Raw genomic sequence first — 20,018 nt, forward strand, 5'->3', positions numbered from 1 at the left:
CTAATCCATAAAACTTTGTTCTGGCCGTTCTGATTGCTTCTGTAACGGTAGTCTCTTTTATATTTACCCAACATATCTTTTTTATTTTAATGATGATTTCGGAATCGGTATTCCATATTTTTTTTCATTACATTTTCCATATTACCTCATCCATCTTAGGCATGATGATAAGGCTCACCCTTTAAGATGTTAAAGCCTCTGTATAATTGTTCAACAAAAAATAAACGAATCATTTGGTGAGAGAATGTCATGTCAGATAAAGAAATTAAGCCGTTCGCCCGCTTATAAATGCTTTCGTCAAAACCGTACGGACCGCCAATAATAAAAATTAAATGTTGTACACTTCCTACCATTTGTTTATTCAGGTAGCTGGAAAAATCTACGGAAGTATATTTTTTTCCCTTCTCATCTAACAAAATAACAACATCGCCATTATTAATTTGTTTGTGAAGCAATTCTGCCTCCTTGGCTTTTTGTTGTGCCTCGCTTAGGTTTTTTACATTTTTTACATCGGGCAAAGCCAAAAAACTAAAATTAATATAATGCTTTAGGCGATTGATGTATTTCTCAATTCCCTCAATTAAATATTTATCTTCAGTTTTGCCAATGGCGATAAGGGTAATCTTCATTTATTATTTGCCTATCTTTAGGGTTTTGAAGATTCAAACTTAGATAAAATGTAAAGCAATTTTAGATAGAAATTAAAAAATATATCAAAGCCTTTTTCATGCTCCAGTTAAAAACCAATACGCCATTATCCCAATTACAGTAAAATATTTAATCTGCCACGGCCAATGTCAACTATAAATCCGCAAGTAAATTCTATCTATACCTCAAAAATTGATGGTGTTTCCGAACAAATAGAACAAACTAAGAAATTGATCGAACAGCTTTCGTTTGTTAGAATCGGCTTATTTCTAACAGAAATTTTGCTATTTGTTTCGCTGCTTAATTCTAATGATGACAGTTTACGCACCCTTATTCAGGTGGCACTCATTATTCCAATTTTCATTTTTGCTTATGTAGTGCGGAAGCAAAGTAAGTTAGATCTGGAAATCGATTATCAAAAGCAATTATTATGGGTTTATCAAAATGAGTCTAAAATATTAAATGGCGAGGAAAATGGATATGATAGCGGCAAGAAATATGAATCTGAGGCCCATCCATACACTTCTGATCTTGATATTTTTGGATATTCCTCGCTCTTCGCATTATTAAATCGCTGTAGTACAAAAACGGGGAACGATTTGCTCGCAGAAAAGTTATCGACTAAAACAACCATAGATCAAATTTTGCTTAGGCAGGAAGCTGTTAAGGAAATGACTTCTAAAATTGAAAATACATTTGATTTTAGGGCCAATTTACATGGACATGATGTGAATAAAATCGAACAGATCAAAAGCCAACTTAAATCGCAACTCGCCCAACAATTGCATTTTGTTAGCGGGAAGTTTTTGAGGTTTTACGTCAGCATAGTGCCTTACATTTCCATCGCATTGGTTATTTCCGCTGTATTTGTAAGTGCTGCATTTTGGCAACTTCTTATTCTTTTCTTCCTCATCCATACGGGATTAAATATTTTATTGAATTCGAAAATTAACCTCGTTTTTTATAGTTTTGGTGGTGGTTCAACGCTTTTAAATGGTTATGCCAGTGCCATCCTTTGGACGGAAAATCAAGAATGGAAAAGCAGTTACATCTTAAATCTTTTCGATTCCAAAATTCCGGTAAGTAAGGAAATAAAAAGCCTTTCGAAGATTATTCAAAACTTTGATGCCCGTCTAAATATTGTGGTTGGTGGAATTTTAAACGCACTATTGCTTTGGGATTTAAAATGTTGCATTAGCTTGGATAAGTGGCACAAAGCCTCATCAAACGATGTGGTTTCAGCCTTAGATCATTTAGGGGATTTTGAAGAATTGATTTCTTTGGCCACAACATCCTACAATCATCCAGAATGGAATTATCCAGTTTTAAAGGAAGAATTTACACTTAAAACTGAGAACGTTGGTCACCCGCTTATTGCCGAAAACATCAGAGTTAGCAACGATTTTGAAGTAGAAATAAAGCCGACGGTAGATATTGTTACGGGCTCTAATATGGCTGGGAAAAGTACTTTCTTGAGGACAATTGGAATTAACATGGTTTTGGCTTATGCTGGTAGCCCGGTTTCTGCTCATTCTATGTCGTTATCGGTTTTCTCCATAAATACTTACATGCGGATTAAGGATTCCTTAAATGAAAGTACATCTACATTTAAGGCTGAGCTTAACCGCTTAAAAATGATTTTGGATAACGTGGTAAGCGATAAAGATACTTTTGTGTTGATTGATGAAATGCTTCGTGGAACAAATAGTCGGGATAAGTACCTTGGATCTAAAGTTTTTGTAGAAAAATTAATAGCAGAAAAAACGCCAGCACTTTTCGCTACCCATGATTTACAATTGGCCGATTTAAAGGAAGATCACCTTGATACGCTTCGAAATTTCCACTTCGATATTCAAATAACAAAAGGCGAAATGAGGTTTGACTATAAGCTTAAACATGGGCCATGTAAAACCTTTAATGCCGCAATTCTACTGAAAGAAATTGGTTTGAGTTTGGATTAAATTACCTAATTAGCGTGATGGAGCCAGAATACCTCACACTATTTTCAGAAAGGTTGGTGCCCGATATTACGTAATAATAAACACCAACTGGAAGCTGGTTTCCCTTAAAATCTCCTTTCCAGTTATCGAAGATGTTATCGGTAAAAAAGATTTGATTACCGTAGCGGTTATAAATCTGGATTCGGTATTTTTTCAGATTGGTAATGCCAACAACAAGGTTATCGTTTACACCGTCGCCGTTAGGAGAGAATGCATTAGGAACAAAAATCGAAGCTTCCTTTTTTACCAATAAATCACCTTGAATGATGGAGGTTGAGCAACCATTCTTAGAAAAAGCAGTTAGCTTAATCTTAAAAATTCCATCGATTTGATATCTGTGCGTTGGACTTAGATCAGTTGAAGTAAATCCGTCGCCGAACTCCCAAAGATAAAAATCTGCAAATTTAGAGGTGTTAATGAATGTTATTGGAGCCGGAACCGAAAACTTCACATTAAAACTTGGTTCTGTGTAAAAGTTGGCTATAGGAATTCTGGCAATTTCTGGGATAGTGATACTGGCTGGATCAGAAGTACAAGTACCAGAAGTAAGGGTAACTACATATTCCCCAGCCTGATTAAAATCTGTAATCGGAATTTCCACGCTGCTTGTACTTGCATTAAACTTGTTTGGGCCTGTCCAAGCGTAAACAATGCCATCCAATTCTGGAACTGATAATTTAATGATATCCTTCAAACAAAATAAAGCTTGGTTAACTGCAATTTCTGGCTTCTCGGGTTTTAGCTCCACCAAAATATCATGACTTATTGTAGAGGTACATCCGTTAGGCGTTTCCACAGTTAGGGTTAGGGTTTTTAATCCTGGAGTGTCAAATGTCAAAACCCTGCTATCGTTTAATGTGGTGATTTCACTCTTAACACCTGGTCCAAAATCCCACATAAGTTTGGTGTATTTTGTGGAGGCATTTACAATGGAGAAACTTTGGTTTGCCTCGCATTTGTTGTTAACTTCGATAGAAAATATAGCTTCGGGCTTTAAATCAACCGAAAGAATTTCCACGCTATTCACCTCACTTACACAATCTCCAACTTGAATATATAAACTGTAAATACCAACATTTTCAACTCCTGTAATCGGGATTTCTGGATTTTGGTTTTCCGATAAAAATCCATTCGGTCCTGTCCAATGGTAAGTGGCTAAATCTAAAAAGGGAGTGGAGAGTTTGAGGATGTCGCCCTCGCATAAAGTTACATCCGATGGTGTTATAATTGGCTTATCGGGTGTTTTGGCAACGATGATTGTTTCTGTGTTAATCACATTACAGCCATTTGTAGATTTGGCTTCTAAAACAATAACTTTTAAACCAGGCGTACTGTAAGTAATCGTAAAAGGCCCTTCGCCAGTTGCTGTTGATAAACTTGCACCATCACCAAATTCCCATTTCAATGATGCATAATTTGTTGCATTACTTGTAAAGGTGTAAGCTTGATTATCGGTACAAGGATTTAGTTTTTGAACTTCAATTTCTGCAGTTGGCCCAGCGAAATCTGCTGTTCCATCAAATTCTAGGGTAAAGCCGTTATTAGCTTCATCATAATTATTGACCAGCAAGGCATAAACATGGTCTTCAACTAAATCTGCATATTTAACAAAACCATTCTGGCCTTGATTACACCCGCCAGCTTCTGTTAAATCGGTCTCTGTTAAGCTTAAACCAGTTTTATAGTAGGTCGGGGTACAGGTAACGCCACTCCCGGCGGCACATCTTATTGCTGCAGCGGCATTCATGTTACTACAATCGCCATTCAAGCCTAAATCATAAAATACCCAATCGATGTCATTTGTAGTTACCGTTGGCGTAATTGTAAAAGTAAAACTACCAGCTTTCGAAGCCTTAAACATATACCAAGCTGTGTTAGCTTCGTTTCCGTCTAGGCAAGTGCCAATGGTTTCGGTCAGATTATTTCCTCCACCAGCAACATTTAGTTGCGTAAAAGTTTCTTTAGAGCATAATATAGAGAAAGTACCACAATCTTGACCAGGCTGTAATGGTGGGAAATAATTATCTACACACAGCTTGAATGTTCCAGTGTTATCATTAAAGGCACTTATTCTAATATAATATACCTGACCAAGTTTTAAGCCGCCTTTGTACATTGCATTAACATTGATCGAAATTGAGGTTGCAGCTGGTATTTCGGTAATGAAATTTGTCAACGGATCAAATGTGTACAACGCCAATAAGGGAATTAGCATAGTATTGGTATTATTGCCATTCACTTGCCCAGTGGCATAAATATTTACATCAGTTTTAGTAGCGGTAAATTTAAACCAAACATCCTTGCCAACATTCGACCAATTCATTGGCTTGTTATAGCTGCTAGCAGTAGCATCGATATTGCTGTAGGCAGCATCTTCACTGCAGAACGCAGTTGTGTTGGTTATCGTAATTGCATTCAACAAATCATCATTTACAGGAGCTGCAAACTTTGCAAAAACGGCAAGGTTTGTGAGTATAAAAAATATAAGTGCTAATGAGAAACGCATATTGTAAAACTATCAAAAAATGTTTTCTTTTAAGAAGATTTGAATTGTTAATGATTTGTTAATAGTAAACTTGCAACTTACGCTCAATCAACGTATAAATGATTAAAGCAAGCGATTTTGGACCTGATTTTTTGTGGGGTGTTGCAGGTGCAGCAGCCCAAGTAGAAGGTGCAGCTTTAGAATATGGTAAAGGTCCATCCATTTGGGATACATTTTCGGCAAAAAACGGAAAAATTAAAAAGGGAAATAAGCTGGCCATTGCTTGCGATTTTTATCATAAATATGTAGAGGATATTGCCTTAGTAAAGTTTTTAGGATTTAAGGTTTTTCGCTTTTCCATTGCATGGGCCAGGATTTTGCCATTTGGTAATGGAGGGATCAATCAAGAAGGGATACGATTTTACCATAATGTAATCGATGAATGTTTATCGAATGGAATTTCTCCATACGTAACGCTATACCATTGGGATTTGCCACAAGCTTTAGAGAATGAGGGCGGCTGGACAAGTTTCACCATTAATGAGGCATTTAATCATTTTGTTCGAATTTGTGCCAAAGAATACGGAGATAAAGTAAAAAATTGGATTGTGCTGAATGAACCATTTGGTTACACTTCTTTGGGTTATATGTTAGGTGTACATGCGCCAGGTAAAACGGGATTGAGTAATTTCTTTCCGGCAATTTTACATACTGCATTGGCGCAAGCGGATGGAGGTAAAATTCTACGTTCGGAAATAAGCAATGCAAATATTGGGACTACTTATTCTTGCTCAGAAATTATTCCAAATACACAGAGTGATAACGATCTTCTAGCTGCAAAGCGGATAGATTGTTTAATGAATCGACTTTTTGTGGAGCCTGCCCAAGGTTTAGGTTTCCCTACTGGAGATTGGGATGTGTTGGAGAAATTTCAGATTGAATATGGAACTTGGCGATTAAAGGAAAGGATGAAATTTGATTTCGATTTTATTGGCTTACAAAACTACTTTCCCTTAACGATAAAATATAATGCCTTTATTCCGGTTATTCAGGCCTGGGAAGTAAAGGCAAAGACCAGAAAGAAACCACATACGGCAATGGGTTGGGAGGTAAATGCTGATAGTTTCTTTAATATCATTAAGCAGTTTGCTGCCTATCCAAATATCAAAAATATCATGATTACTGAAAATGGTGCAGCTTATCATGATAAATTAGTTAATGATAGCATTGTGGATGTAGAACGTATTGAATATTTTAAACTTTATTTAGCCGCATTATTAAGGGCTAAGCATGAGGGAATAAATATTACAGGTTATATGGCATGGACACTTATGGATAATTTTGAATGGGCCGAGGGTTTTAATGCACGTTTCGGATTGGTACATACTGATTTCAAAACCCTGAAACGCACCATAAAATATTCGGGATATTGGTGGCAGGAGTTTTTGGATAATTAGATTTTCCCGCCGATATCGCAGAAAAGGATCGCGGATTAAAAAAGATTCTTTTATAATTGCAAAGGTAAAGATCTGCGAAAATCTGCGATATGTTATCATTTTAAATCTGCAGGAAAATTTTGTTACCTTGGATGCATGAATGATAGAACAATAGTTTACAGTACGTACTACAACGCGATGGAAGCGAATATCATTAGAGCCAAGTTGGAAGATTCTGGTTTTTCATGCTTCCTTGCTGATGAAAATGTGGCTACCATAAACCCACTCTATAACCAAGCTATTGGTGGTATCAAACTTATTGTTTTTGAAAGGGATGTTGAAAATATCAATCAGTTACTAGTTGAAGATAATAGTACAAATTTAGATCTTGAAACTGAAAATTTTCCCGATGCAAATGATGGATCAAATGTTTGCGAGAAATGTGGTTCTACCAATGTGAGTTACGGCACAGCTACTAAAGAGAAATACGGTTTGTTTGCGAATATGCTTTCTTTTATCACCTTTTCGCCACCAGTAGTTGCAAAAAAATGTTTTCACTGTTATGATTGTGGTCATGAGTTTAATTAGGGTTTATTGCACTTGCCAAATTGTCTAAACCCGATATTCGCGAATGCCGATTTTTCTTCGGCAGCAGCATTAGCGGGACCGAGCCTAACCCAAGAATTACTGTAATTGCTTTCCAAATAAAAAATCCCGTTCTGCTTTTAACAAAACGGGATTGTATAAACTTTCTGCTTTCGTCTTTTAGCTTTGTGCCTTAAGCGCAGCTTCTCTTCTGATGATATTTAATGCACCACCTGCAACAAACCACTCAATTTGTTGAGCATTGTAACTATGGTTAACGAAAAATTGCTCTTCCGTTCCATCTGCATGGTGTAAAACCAAAGTTAAAGGTACATCTGGCGTAAATGTAGTTAAGCCAATAATGTCGACCATATCATCTTCTAGAATCTTATCGTAATCATCTTTATCAGCAAATGTTAAGCCTAACATACCTTGTTTCTTAAGGTTTGTTTCGTGGATACGAGCGAAAGATTTAACCAAAACAGCACGAACACCTAAGTGACGAGGTTCCATAGCCGCATGTTCACGAGAAGAACCTTCGCCATAGTTTTCATCACCAACTACAATAGAGCCGATTCCTGCAGCTTTATAATCGCGTTGAGTTGCCGGAACTGGGCCGTATTCGCCAGTTAATTCATTTTTAACGTTATCAGTTTTATCGTTGAAGTAATTAACTGCGCCAATAAGCATGTTGTTAGAAATATTATCTAAGTGACCACGGAATTTTAACCACGGACCAGCCATAGAAATATGATCTGTTGTACATTTACCTTTAGCCTTAATTAAAAGTTTCAAGCCTTTTAAGTCTGTACCTTCCCAAGGTGTAAATGGATCTAATAATTGTAAACGGTGCGAAGTTGGAGAAACCAAAACCTCTACCGATGAACCATCAGCAGCTGGTGCTTGGAAACCTGCATCTTCAACAGCGTAACCATTAACAGGTAATTCATCTCCAACAGGTGGATCTAATTTTACTTGTTCGCCCTTATCGTTGGTTAACGTATCAGTTAATGGGTTGAAACCTAAATCTCCAGCAATTGCAATAGCTGCAACCATTTCTGGTGAAGCTACGAAAGCGAAAGTATTTGGATTACCATCAGCACGTTTAGCAAAGTTTCTGTTAAATGAATGTACGATTGTATTTTTTTCTGCTTTTTCTGCGCCTGTTCTGTCCCACATACCAATACATGGTCCGCAAGCGTTGGTGAAAATTGTAGCATCTAAATCTTCGAAAGTTTTCAAATAACCATCTCTATTTGCAGTATAACGAACTTGCTCAGAACCTGGATTAATACCAAATGAAGATTTTGTAGTTAAACCTTTTGCAATAGCTTGGTTTGCAATTGATGCTGCTCTTGATAAATCCTCGTAAGAAGAGTTGGTACAAGAACCAATTAATCCCCATTCTACTTTTAATGGCCAGCCATTTTTCTCCGCCTCAATTTTCATTTGAGAAACTGGAGTAGCTAAATCTGGAGTAAAAGGACCGTTTAAATAAGGTTCTAATTCATCAAGATTAATTTCAATTACTTGGTCGAAATAATTTTCTGGATCTGCATAAACAGCATCATCACCAGTTAAATATTCTTTTATTTTATTTGCTTCATCAGCAACTTCGTTTCTATTGGTAGCACGTAAATAACGTTCCATGCTTTCATCGTAACCGAAAGTAGAAGTAGTTGCACCAATTTCGGCACCCATATTACAAATGGTTCCTTTGCCAGTACAGCTTAAGTTAATAGCGCCATCGCCAAAATATTCTACAATTGCACCTGTACCGCCTTTTACGGTTAAAATACCAGCAACCTTTAAAATTACATCCTTAGCAGAAGTCCAGCCGCTTAATTTACCTGTTAATTTAACACCGATTAATTTAGGGAATTTAAGTTCCCAAGGTAAACCAGCCATTACATCACAAGCATCAGCACCACCAACACCAATAGCAACCATACCTAAACCACCTGCATTAACAGTGTGAGAGTCGGTACCAATCATCATTCCACCTGGGAAAGCATAATTTTCTAAAACTACTTGGTGAATAATACCTGCTCCTGGTTTCCAGAAACCGATACCATATTTATTTGATACAGAAGAAAGGAAGTCAAAAACTTCAGCACTTTCTGTTTTAGCATGAGGTAAATCTATTGCAGCGCCTTCTTTAGCGGTAATCAAGTGATCGCAATGAACCGTTGAAGGAACAGCAACTTGCGGGCGACCAGCTTGCATAAATTGCAAAAGTGCCATTTGCGCCGTTGCATCTTGCATAGCTACACGGTCTGGAGCGAAATCTACGTAATCTGTTCCGCGAGAGAATGCTTTTTTAGGATCGCCATCCCAAAGGTGAGCATACAATATTTTTTCTGATAATGTTAAAGGTCTGCCAACTACTTTACGAGCTGCATCTACGCGGCTCCCGAAGTTTGCATAAACCTTTTTAATCATGTCTATATCAAAAGCCATCGATTTTATTGGTTAAAAGGTAATACTTCTATTCTATTAGCTGCGAATTTACAAAAAAAATATGCCTATAGCAGTCATACTTAAATCATTGTATTATTTAGGATTATTCTAAATAAAACGTGATGCAAACGCTTAAAATATTGTGCCTAATTTCTTGGAGCGCAATGGCAGTTTTTCAATTAAAGTTTGTTCCCGCTTTTCCTCCTGCCGATGAAGAATCGGCATCCGTTCAATCGGGGCTAGCTAATAATGGAGTGGCTTCAAACTCTGTCACGAAGTAATAAGGAACTGTGAATGATAGTAAAAGCTTGAAAAATGAAGTGGTTGCTAACTTTTGATGGGGTGTTCATTCCTTTCCTATCGCAATATTTACCACCCCCATACCCCTCCTAAAATAGGAGGGGAGTCGTAAGTACTTAGGGAAATTAATTGTATTTATTTTTGGCTTTCTGGTTGAACCCACATACTTAAATATTGCGATAACATTTTCAATAAGCATTGTCCAACTCCCCTCCTTACTTTCAAGGAGGGGATAAGGGGTGGTTTATCCTTTAGTACGGATTCTTATTGCTCGAATATTTGTTAAAGTACTTATAGCTAGATTATTAATTATTTTAAATCGCAATATTTACCACCCCTCGCCCCTCCTAAAATAGGAGGGGAGTCGTAAGTACTTAGGGAAATTATTTGCATTTATTATTGGCTCTACGGTTGAACCCACACACTTAAATATTGCGATAACATTTTCAGTAAGCATTGTCCAACTCCCCTCCTTGCTTTCAAGGAGGGGATAAGGGGTGGTTTATCCTGAAGTACGGATTCTTGTTACTCGACTATTTATTCGTGCCTATAATTAGATTATTTAATCCTTTCCTATCGCAATATTTACCACCCCCATACCCCTCCTAAAATAGGAGGGGAGTCGTAAGTACTTAGCAAGATTACCTGCATTTAATTTTGGCTCTACGGTTGAACCCACATACTTAAATATTGCGATAACATTTTCAATAAGCATTGTCCAACTTCCCTCCTTACTTTCAAGGAGGGGATAAGGGGTGGTTTATCCTTGATTACGGATTCTTTTAATCGAGTATTTACTAAAGTACCTATCCCTCGGAATCAATTACTGATATGAAGCATATTTCAACTGTTCATTAACGAACATTAATGTTCAGTTCCGAACGCATCAACTTATTAAAATGGCTATTAATTGTGATTAATAGACCATTAGACAGACAAAGTTTTATTGGCACAACAATGGCTTATCGCTACAACGTTGAAAAAGTAAAACCTTGATCTGTAAAATATTTTAAAACCCGTGGCAGTGCATATTCCAATCGATCAAAGGCTTTTAAGCTATCGTGAAAAACGATTATTGATCCGTTTTGGGTATTTTTTATCACATTGTGATAACATTTTTCGGGGGCAAGATTGATGTCAAAATCACCGCTGAGTACATCCCACATGATGATTTTGAGTTTGGAGTCACTAGTTTGGAGTTGGGAGTTGGACTCCGAACTCCAAACTAGTGACTCCAAACTTCTTATCTGACTCTTCTTAATCCTCCCATAAGGTGGCCGGAAAAGATTAGTTTTAGTAAGTGTTTGGCATTTTAAAGTATTTTCAATATAGGTTTTATCGTCGGTTTTCCAGCCTTTTAAATGGTTAAATGTATGGTTTCCGATGGCATGCCCGTCGCTTTTTACACGTTCAAAAACTTCGGGATGTTTTACAATATTATTGCCAATGCAAAAAAATGTAGCTTTAGCATTAAAAGCTTTTAAAGTTTTTAATATAAAGTCTGTAACATTGGGTATAGGTCCATCGTCAAAGGTCAAATAAATAACTTTATCGGTGCGGGATTTATTCCAAAGTAAGGATGGATAATACCATTTTAGCAGAAGCGGTGATTTGATCAGGTACATTACAAGCCAAAGTTAGTAAATGCTTGTACAGATTTAAATTATTGAAGTTGTTTATATAGATTTGAAACAAATTATGAAGATGTTTACCCAAACAAAATTTTTTACCGGTTCTGCATTATTAATTGCCATAAGCTTTAGCCAAGTTGTGAAAGCCCAAGAAGTAATCACTATACAACAAGCAGTTGATAAAACCCTCACGAATAACCTTACGATTAAACAAGCTCAGTTTAGTGCCGCCATTAGCGAAGAAAATTTAACGCAATCGAAATATGCACTTTATCCAAATTTAAATGCAAGCATAAATCCAAATTTAACTTTTGGTCGAGGTTTAGATCAAACTACTTTTCAGGTTACAAATCAAACATCACTATATACAAGTGGAAATTTAAGTACAAACGTAGATTTGTTTCAGGGTTTTTCGAAAATCAATCAAATTAGACAGAATAAAACGCTTTTAGAAGCCGATAAAAGTAACGTTGATAAGATTAAAAATGATTTGATTTTAAATGTTGTAACCGCTTACCTACAAGTTTTGTATAATACCGATCTAGAAAGAGCCTCTAAAGAACAATTAGATATTTCAAATAAAACATTGGTAAGAGAGAATGCCTTACTTGATGCAGGTAATAAAACGCTAGCAGATATCTCTCAAGCAAAATCGCAGGTTGCAACTGCAGAACTTAACTTAACGAATGCGCAGAATGCACTTTCTATTTCCTATTTAACCTTAGGACAATTAATGGAGATGCAGCCAAATCAAAAATTTTTAGTTCAGGCGCCATTAATCGATAATATTAAGGCTGTACCAAATACGGCAAGTCCGGAAGAAATATATAATAATGCATTAAATATCTTTCCAGATATTAAACTTGCAGGCTTGAGGTCGTTAGCGGCTAAACAGGCAATCGCTGTAGCAAAGGGCGGTTACTATCCATCTTTGAGTATGGGTGCAGGCTTAAATACTTCTTATTCTTACCAGTTTAATTATGCCGGTCAAAATCCACAGTCATCCTTTGTAGATCAAATTGATCAGCGTTTAGGCCAAAGCATTGGTATGAGTTTGCAGATTCCAATTTTTAACGGATTCTCCGCTCGCTCAAACGTTCGCCGAGCAAAGATTACTTATAACAATACATTAACTCAAGAGCAGCTGGCTAAAAATAATTTAAACAAAGTTATATTTCAGGCAACAACTGATTTAAAAGCTGCTGAAAGTCGCTTTAGATCAACACAAAATGCATTTAATGCACAAAAGGATGCATTTTATGTTGTAGAACAACGCTACAATGTAGGCTTAGTTAATTCGCTAGATTTCAGTACAGCACAAACGAACAGAAACAAAGCAGAAATTGATTTTATCCAAGCTAAATACGATTTATTATTTAGGGCAAAAGTAATCGACTATTACTTAGGCAAACAGATTACATTTTAATAAAAAACAAACGAAATACAATAAACAATTATGAAACTGAAGCACATATTAATTACACTTGGTGTTATCATTGCCATTCTAATCGCACTGAAACTTGCTGGAGTTATTGGCGGTGATAAAACTGAAAAAGTAACTACAGAAAAAGCATCAGATAAAACTGTTATTGAAACAGTTACAGCAAGTGGTAAAATTCAACCAGAAACAGAAGTAAAGTTAAGTTCTGAAGTATCGGGAGAGGTTGTAGAATTGAAAGTAAAAGAAGGTGATATTGTTAAGGCTGGTCAACTGCTTTGTAAGGTTCGTCCTGATGTTTTACAATCGGGCTATGAAAGAACGGTTGCTAGTTATAACGCACAGAAAGCAAGTGTAGCTTCAGCACAACAACAATTGGCACAAAGTCAGGCTAATTTTGTAAATGCCGATGCCACTTATAAACGTAATGTTGAGCTTTTTGGTAAAAAGGTAATCTCAGCATCGGAATTTGACGCTGCAAAAGCCGCCTATTTAGGTGCGAAAGCAACTTTAGCAAGTGCTAAGGAAAATGTTACTGGTGCTAAATTTACCTTAGAGCAAACAGGAGCAAATGTGAAAGAAGCAGGTGCAAATTTAGCTAAAACAACAATTTATGCTCCAGTTGATGGTGTGGTTTCTAAATTATCTATAGAATTAGGCGATCGTATTTTGGGTACCTCTCAAATGGCAGGAACCGAGATCATGCGTATTTCTAATCTATCATCAATGGAAGTAAATGTTGATGTAAATGAAAACGATATTACCCGTGTTAAAGTAGGCGATAAATCTTCTATCGAAGTTGATGCTTTCTCTGACAAGAAATTTAGAGGTGTGGTAACTGAAATTGCTAGTTCATCAACCGCAGTTGGAGCTTCAACCTCAACCTCGGTAGATCAGGTAACCAACTTCTCTGTAAAAATCAGAATTACGGAGGAATTGGCAGGTAAGCAACAATCTATTTTCCGCCCAGGTATGTCTGCAACAGTAGATATCGAAAGCGAATCAGTTTCAGGATTAGCCATTCCAATTCAAGCTGTATTTACCGAGAATGGAAAAACCGGAGACGATGCAAAGAACAACCAAGGAAATCAAGAAAATACAGATAAGCAAAAATCTAAATTAACCGATAAAAAAGTTAAGCAATATGTTTATGATTACGATGCTAAAACTAAAAAAGTTAAGAAAACAGAAGTTACAACAGGTATTCAAAACGATCAATTCATCATCGTAAAATCTGGTGTTAAAGCGGGACAAGAAATCGTAACTGGCCCTTATTCTGCAATTCAGAATAAATTAAAGGATGGAATGCTTGTAGAAAAAACAGCTAAGGACCAACTGTTTAGTAAAGACGGCAAAAAGTAAGCTATATTTAATCGTAAGAAATATTAACTTGCGCAATGGTTTTGGGTGTAAGGTTTAGGGTTTAAGGCGCATGGTCTAAACCTTATAGCTTACACCTTTTACCTTACACCCTTTTTTATCAATAACCATGGTACCTAAAATAGCAATGATAGGAGGCGGGAGCTGGGCTACTGCCATAGTTAAAATGCTATCAGATAATTTATCTGAAAAGAAAATTTACTGGTGGATGCGTAACGAGGTTGCAATCGAGCACATCAACAAGTTTAAGCATAACCCGCATTATTTAAGCTCTGTAGAAATTAAGCTTCCAGCAGAAAATATCTCCTCAGATGTGAATGCCATAATAAAATCTGCCGATTTTGTTATTTTAAATGTACCCGCTGCCTTTCTAAAACAAACCTTATCTACCATTACCCCAGAAGATTTAAAAGGTAAGAAAATAGTTTCTGCAATTAAGGGAATTGTACCTGAAGACAATTTAATTATCGGCGAATTCTTGCACGAAAAGTACGCTATTCCTTATCACGATATCTTGGTTGTGAGTGGCCCATGCCATGCTGAGGAGGTTGCATTCGAAAAGCTTTCCTACCTTACCATAGCCTGTACTGATGTCGAAAAAGCTTCGGCCTTTGCAGCGTTACTAAACACTCGCTACATTAAAACCAATGTTTCTGATGATATTTTCGGAACCGAATATGCCGCGGTTTTAAAGAATATTTATGCCGTGGCCAGCGGTATTTGCCATGGAATAGGTTATGGCGATAATTTTCAGGCCGTTTTAATTAGCAATGCCATTCGAGAAATTAACCGTTTTGTAGAGGTGGTTCATCCCATCAATCGCGACATTAAGGAATCAGCCTACCTTGGCGATTTATTGGTTACGGCTTATTCTCAATTTAGCCGTAATAGAACTTTTGGTAATATGGTTGGAAAAGGTTACACCGTAAAATCTGCCCAGCTGGAAATGAATATGATTGCCGAAGGATATTATGCTGCTAAATGTATGCACATTAAAAATCAGGCCTACAACGTCGAAATGCCGATTTGCAAAGCAGTGCATAATATTTTATATGAAAATCGTTCTCCACAAATTGAGATGAAATTGCTAGCCGAAAAGCTTAATTAACGCATGGGTTTTTATTGCACAGACGATGTTTTTATCCCCGGGCGAAGCGGCATCCATGTAGCGTAGCGAAATGATACAGCGAAGAACGGGAACAGACTTTAATAAATGCTTATTGCCCTGCGCTTCGAAAAAAGAGGATATTTTAATTTTATGTAAAGCAGTTGCTGTGCGGTTTCGGTTATTGTAGCCCTCCTTTTCGCTACTATCTTTTTGTGAATGTACTGGGAAACTTGTTTCGCCCTGCAACAAAAAGTATAGCCGCTTCAATAAGGTTTTTTTAATAAATGCAGCTGCTAAGAAACAAAACAAAATTGCATATCGGCTGTTATCATATTAAATAAAAAGTATAGCTGTCATGAAAAAGAAAATTGTAGCAGGTTTATTAACACTCGCATTATTCGGCGGTGTAACCTTAAGTGTAAATGCACAAGAAAAAAAGAAAACTGAAGTTGGTAAAGCACTAGATCATACTGGTAAAGCAATTGGAAAAGGCGCTAAATCAGTTGGTAATAAAACAGCTGAAGTTGCCGTGAAAGGTGGTTCTAAAGTAGCTGATAAAACTTGGAAAGGTAAAATGGCACCAGATGGTTCTGATGTTTATATCAACGCTAAAAACGAAAAGTATTACGTGAATTCGAAAGGTGCAAAAATTTGGTTAAAACCTAGCCAAATCAAAACTAGGATAGAAACTAAAAACTAATAACGAATTCGTTCGAAAACAAAAAAACCGATAATTAATTATCGGTTTTTTTGTTGATTATATTTTTTTAAACAATCGTTCCGTACAAATCGAAATCTTCAGCCCTGTCGATTTTAACATTTACAAAGCTTCCGTTTGCAGCATAACCCGTAGCCGCATCAATTAAAACTTCGTTATCTACCTCAGGCGAATCAAATTCAGTTCTTCCTACAAAGAAATCACCCTCTTTCTTATCAACCAACACCTTAAAGGTTTTACCTACTTTTTCTTGATTGATATCAAATGAAATGCCTTGCTGAATTTCCATGATATCATCTACACGTTGTTGTTTAACTTCTTCAGGGATATCATCTACTAAAGTGTGTGCATGTGTCTTTTCTTCATGGGAATAAGTGAAGCAACCCAAACGATCGAATTTAGTCTCCGCAACCCAATCTTTCATCTCTTGGAAATCGTATTCTGTTTCACCAGGATATCCGCAAATAAGCGTGGTACGCATAGCGATATTTGGAACTTTATCTCTAATCTGATTTACCAAATCAATGGTTTTCTGTTTTGTAGTACCGCGACGCATCGATTTCAGCATGTTATCTGTAATGTGCTGTAAGGGCATATCCAGATACTTGCAAATGTTATCACGTTCGTTCATGGCATCCAAAATCTCCATTGGGAAACCACTTGGGTAGGCATATTGTAAACGAATCCATTCTATTCCTGGAACATCAGATATACGGCGCATTAACTCATCTAACTTGCGTACACCGTATAAATCTAACCCATAATAAGTTAAATCTTGAGCAATTAAAATTAATTCCTTGGTCCCGTTTTTGGCTAAGATTTTTGCCTCATTAACCAATTCTTCCATAGGTTTGCTTAAGTGCTTCCCACGCATAAGCGGAATGGCACAAAAAGAGCAGGGACGATTACATCCCTCGGCAATTTTAAAATAAGCAAAGTGAGATGGAGTCGTTAGCAAACGTTCGCCAATTAGCTCATGTTTGTAGTTAGCACCTAATTCGTGTAGTATATTTTGTAAATCGTTGGTGCCGAAAAATGCATCAACATTTGTGATTTCTGACTCAAGTTCTGGTTTGTAACGTTCTGATAAACATCCCGTAACCACAACCTTTCCAATTTTACCAGCGGCTTTTAAATCACTGAATTGCAAGATAGTATCGATAGATTCTTGCTTGGCATTATCGATAAAACCGCAGGTGTTTATGACTACGATATCATCTTTTCCCATCTTATCAGATTCGTGAACAACATTTAAATTGTTTCCACGCAACTGTCCCATCAACACTTCCGAATCGTAAATATTTTTTGAGCAACCTAATGTAATGACATTGATTTTAGGTTGTTTAATGGCGCTTTTACTTTTTACTATTTTTGTATTCATATAATGTTGATGTCACCGATTATAAATGATTCCACTGATAAAGGTGGATAACATTGCAACTGATAAAAGATTTTGAGTTTTATATTTTAAGTGTTAAACAGAGAGCCTTTTTATTTCACAGCTGGTATTGCCAAAGTTAATCAATAAACCTGTTTTAACTTTGCTGGCTTTTAAATATGATATAAGTTGACTTTGAATAACTTAGGTTGAAATCCTGTAACTGATTTTAATTCTACAATCCTTGATTTTCAACAAAAAGATCGCACCTAAATTTTCCAATATTGACATCTTGAAAGAGTACATCAAATTCTTTTTCTGCTTGAAATAACAATCCAGCTTGGTTCAGTTTTATTTTTAAAGCATTTGCATAGATTTTTTCAAGAAAATCAGGCCCGAGCTCATTGTGTATTTGAAAGCAACAACCAATTATAATCTCAGTAAGCTTATCATTCTGATTTTCAGTCATATTTATCTGCTTAAGTATTTTTGTAATCAGTGTAATGAACTAAAAATCGGTGCAATCAACGGCTTGCGTTTATTTAAACAAACTATTCACAAATTCTTTCTTATCAAACAACTGTAGATCACCTATTTTCTCGCCAACACCAATATATTTAACAGGAATTTTAAATTGATCTGAAATCCCAATCACTACACCACCTTTTGCTGTTCCATCAAGCTTCGTGATGGCCAAGGCATTAACATCAGTTGCTTCGGTAAACTGTTTACACTGTTCAAAAGCATTTTGTCCGGTTGAGGCATCTAAAACTAGAAGAATTTCATGAGGTGCATTTGGAACAACTTTTTGCATTACCTGCTTAATTTTACCAAGTTCATTCATTAAGCCTACCTTATTGTGCAAACGACCAGCAGTATCGATAATTACTACATCTTCTCCGTTTGCAACAGCAGATTGTAATGTATCGAATGCTACCGAAGCAGGATCTGATCCCATTGGCTGGGCAACTACACGAACACCAACACGCTCGCCCCAAAGTTTAAGTTGATCTACAGCAGCAGCACGAAAAGTATCAGCGGCACCTAAAACAACTTTAAGACCAGATTCCTTAAGCTTATGTGCAAGTTTTCCGATGGTTGTTGTTTTACCAACACCATTTACACCAACCACCATAATTACGTACGGCTTGTGGTCGCCATATTCAAATTGGCGGAAATCGTTACTATTATTCTCTGATAATAAAAGCTGAATCTCATCACGCAAGATGAAATTGAGTTCTGATGTATTCAGGTATTTATCTTTAGAAACGCGATCTTCAATTCTTTTGACGATTTTTAGGGTAGTGCTAACACCAACATCAGAAGTAACTAAGACTTCCTCCAAATTATCGAGCACTTCATCATCAACGGTTGATTTTCCTGCAACAGCTTTGGTAATTTTGTTGAAGAAACCATCTTTGGTTTTCTCTAAACCTTTATCTAAAGCTTCTTGAGCTTCAGGCGCAGTTTCTTTCTTTTTGAAAAAATCAAATAAGCCCATTATTGTTTATATTTTTCTAAAAATTCAGTAGGGGTTAATACTCGGATTTTGCTATTGATAAAATCTTGTGTATTTCTAGTTATAATGATATCAATTTGATTTAACTCAGCTGCAGCATTTTGTACAGCATCTTCAAAATCAGAAAAGTTGGAATGAAGTGCGAAAATTATGGTATCATAATTAACACCAAGAATACCTATAGTGTTAATAAGCGTAACAAGAATATCTACTGTTTTATTGTGACCAATGTTTTTTTTACAGATGTAATAGATATCAGTAAATGTTGATGCTAAAATGAATCCTTTGACATTTATATCATCAACCTTATTTAAAGACTCAAAAGAATCATTGTAAAAAGGTTGTCGTTTAAGACTAATATCGATAAAAACATTTGTGTCAAATAAAATATTCATTATTTATGCTTCTCCATAAGATAATCGTATTTAGCCTTATCAGGATCGATACCCTCTAGCACACCAGAAAACTTATCTAGAAATTCTTTCATATTTTTCTTTGGTCTGCCGAGATTCACCTCATCTAAAATAATTACTTCAACTTCTTTGTTTTTTACATCAAATCCATCTGGAACAACAATTGTCCCATTCTCAGAAACTTTGGCTTTAAACTTATATGCTTCCATAATCATGCTTTTTATCAAAGATAACCAATTATTTTTGGGCTTAATTTTATATAACAAAAAAAGCCCTCCCGGTTAAAACGGAACGGCTTTTAATATCTTCTGTTAAAAAATATTAACCTTATTTAGATGCAATAGCATCTTTTACGTGGTCGTTATGTACGATAAGTTCCTTGAATGAATAAGCACCAGTTTTAGCTGATTTTACCATTGTAATAACTTTCGAATATTCTTTACCTGTACCTGTTTTAAGGGTTGCAACTACTTTCTTTGCCATGTTCTTATAATTTTAATGATCGAATTAGAGAATGTT

At 36.2% G+C, this 20,018-nt stretch carries 19 protein-coding genes; 8 read left to right on the forward strand and 11 right to left on the reverse strand.

What is annotated here, in order from left to right; all coding sequences use genetic code 11:
- Nucleotides 1-155: 155 nt before the first annotated feature.
- Nucleotides 156-629 (reverse strand): 23S rRNA (pseudouridine(1915)-N(3))-methyltransferase RlmH, encoded by a 474-nt coding sequence (gene rlmH, locus EZ449_RS10315; protein ID WP_131558368.1) that lies wholly within the window; start codon nt 627-629, stop codon nt 156-158.
- A 165-nt stretch (nt 630-794) separates the two neighbouring features.
- Here rlmH and EZ449_RS10320 point away from each other — a divergent pair, with 165 nt between their 5' ends.
- Nucleotides 795-2,609 carry a MutS-related protein gene (locus EZ449_RS10320; RefSeq protein WP_131558370.1) on the forward strand — a complete coding sequence of 605 codons (1,815 nt, stop codon included), beginning with the start codon at nt 795-797 and terminating at the stop codon, nt 2,607-2,609.
- A 1-nt stretch (nt 2,610) separates the two neighbouring features.
- Here the strand turns inward: EZ449_RS10320 and EZ449_RS10325 are convergent, their stop codons facing one another.
- Nucleotides 2,611-5,154, reverse strand: a complete 2,544-nt coding sequence (locus tag EZ449_RS10325) for a PKD domain-containing protein (RefSeq protein WP_131558373.1) — start codon at nt 5,152-5,154, stop codon at nt 2,611-2,613.
- A gap of 98 nt (nt 5,155-5,252) precedes the next feature.
- Here EZ449_RS10325 and EZ449_RS10330 point away from each other — a divergent pair, with 98 nt between their 5' ends.
- Nucleotides 5,253-6,590 (forward strand): GH1 family beta-glucosidase, encoded by a 1,338-nt coding sequence (locus EZ449_RS10330; RefSeq protein ID WP_131558375.1) that lies wholly within the window; start codon nt 5,253-5,255, stop codon nt 6,588-6,590.
- A gap of 135 nt (nt 6,591-6,725) precedes the next feature.
- Nucleotides 6,726-7,157 carry a putative signal transducing protein gene (locus EZ449_RS10335; RefSeq protein WP_131558378.1) on the forward strand — a complete coding sequence of 144 codons (432 nt, stop codon included), beginning with the start codon at nt 6,726-6,728 and terminating at the stop codon, nt 7,155-7,157.
- A 177-nt stretch (nt 7,158-7,334) separates the two neighbouring features.
- On the opposite strand, the gene EZ449_RS10340 is transcribed toward EZ449_RS10335, so the two are convergent.
- Complete coding sequence (locus EZ449_RS10340; protein WP_131558380.1) at nt 7,335-9,614, reverse strand: aconitate hydratase; 2,280 nt, start codon at nt 9,612-9,614, stop codon at nt 7,335-7,337.
- A 122-nt stretch (nt 9,615-9,736) separates the two neighbouring features.
- Between EZ449_RS10340 and EZ449_RS22650 the strand changes: the two genes are divergently transcribed.
- Nucleotides 9,737-9,895 (forward strand): hypothetical protein, encoded by a 159-nt coding sequence (locus tag EZ449_RS22650; RefSeq protein ID WP_165499737.1) that lies wholly within the window; start codon nt 9,737-9,739, stop codon nt 9,893-9,895.
- A 987-nt stretch (nt 9,896-10,882) separates the two neighbouring features.
- Here EZ449_RS22650 and EZ449_RS10345 read toward each other — a convergent pair.
- Nucleotides 10,883-11,539 (reverse strand): polysaccharide deacetylase family protein, encoded by a 657-nt coding sequence (locus EZ449_RS10345; protein WP_131558382.1) that lies wholly within the window; start codon nt 11,537-11,539, stop codon nt 10,883-10,885.
- A 73-nt stretch (nt 11,540-11,612) separates the two neighbouring features.
- Between EZ449_RS10345 and EZ449_RS10350 the strand changes: the two genes are divergently transcribed.
- The 4 genes from EZ449_RS10350 to EZ449_RS10365 all read left to right on the forward strand — a co-directional run bounded on the left by EZ449_RS10350 (nt 11,613) and on the right by EZ449_RS10365 (nt 16,171).
- On the forward strand, nt 11,613-12,971 hold the full coding sequence (locus EZ449_RS10350) for a TolC family protein (RefSeq protein ID WP_131558384.1): 1,359 nt from the start codon (nt 11,613-11,615) through the stop codon (nt 12,969-12,971).
- A 30-nt stretch (nt 12,972-13,001) separates the two neighbouring features.
- Nucleotides 13,002-14,345 (forward strand): efflux RND transporter periplasmic adaptor subunit, encoded by a 1,344-nt coding sequence (locus EZ449_RS10355; RefSeq protein ID WP_131558386.1) that lies wholly within the window; start codon nt 13,002-13,004, stop codon nt 14,343-14,345.
- A 127-nt stretch (nt 14,346-14,472) separates the two neighbouring features.
- The gene (locus EZ449_RS10360) at nt 14,473-15,471 is read left to right on the forward strand and encodes an NAD(P)H-dependent glycerol-3-phosphate dehydrogenase (RefSeq protein WP_225872285.1); all 999 of its coding nucleotides are present in this window, start codon (nt 14,473-14,475) and stop codon (nt 15,469-15,471) included.
- A gap of 355 nt (nt 15,472-15,826) precedes the next feature.
- Nucleotides 15,827-16,171 (forward strand): hypothetical protein, encoded by a 345-nt coding sequence (locus EZ449_RS10365; RefSeq protein ID WP_131558388.1) that lies wholly within the window; start codon nt 15,827-15,829, stop codon nt 16,169-16,171.
- A gap of 67 nt (nt 16,172-16,238) precedes the next feature.
- Here the strand turns inward: EZ449_RS10365 and rimO are convergent, their stop codons facing one another.
- The 7 genes from rimO to EZ449_RS10400 form a co-directional block, all read right to left on the reverse strand.
- Nucleotides 16,239-17,570 carry a 30S ribosomal protein S12 methylthiotransferase RimO gene (rimO, locus tag EZ449_RS10370; protein ID WP_131558390.1) on the reverse strand — a complete coding sequence of 444 codons (1,332 nt, stop codon included), beginning with the start codon at nt 17,568-17,570 and terminating at the stop codon, nt 16,239-16,241.
- A gap of 93 nt (nt 17,571-17,663) precedes the next feature.
- Nucleotides 17,664-17,768, reverse strand: coding sequence for a GxxExxY protein (locus EZ449_RS23490; protein WP_131558680.1), 105 nt, complete (start codon nt 17,766-17,768; stop codon nt 17,664-17,666).
- 34 nt (nt 17,769-17,802) lie between these two features.
- Nucleotides 17,803-18,036, reverse strand: a complete 234-nt coding sequence (locus tag EZ449_RS23300) for a GxxExxY protein (RefSeq protein ID WP_131558392.1) — start codon at nt 18,034-18,036, stop codon at nt 17,803-17,805.
- A gap of 69 nt (nt 18,037-18,105) precedes the next feature.
- Complete coding sequence (gene ftsY, locus EZ449_RS10385) at nt 18,106-19,068, reverse strand: signal recognition particle-docking protein FtsY (protein WP_131558394.1); 963 nt, start codon at nt 19,066-19,068, stop codon at nt 18,106-18,108.
- Nucleotides 19,068-19,481: a type II toxin-antitoxin system VapC family toxin gene (locus EZ449_RS10390; protein ID WP_131558396.1), complete on the reverse strand. Its 414-nt coding sequence runs from the start codon at nt 19,479-19,481 to the stop codon at nt 19,068-19,070. The genes ftsY and EZ449_RS10390 overlap by 1 nt, the downstream gene beginning before the upstream one ends.
- Nucleotides 19,481-19,708, reverse strand: a complete 228-nt coding sequence (locus EZ449_RS10395) for a hypothetical protein (protein ID WP_131558398.1) — start codon at nt 19,706-19,708, stop codon at nt 19,481-19,483. The genes EZ449_RS10390 and EZ449_RS10395 overlap by 1 nt, the downstream gene beginning before the upstream one ends.
- Before the next feature lie 118 nt (nt 19,709-19,826).
- Nucleotides 19,827-19,982, reverse strand: coding sequence for a DUF4295 domain-containing protein (locus EZ449_RS10400; protein ID WP_116250260.1), 156 nt, complete (start codon nt 19,980-19,982; stop codon nt 19,827-19,829).
- Nucleotides 19,983-20,018 lie beyond the last annotated feature (36 nt).

It is taken from the genome of Pedobacter frigidisoli (assembly GCF_004331675.1).
In the GTDB taxonomy this organism is placed as follows: Bacteria; Bacteroidota; Bacteroidia; order Sphingobacteriales; family Sphingobacteriaceae; genus Pedobacter; species Pedobacter frigidisoli.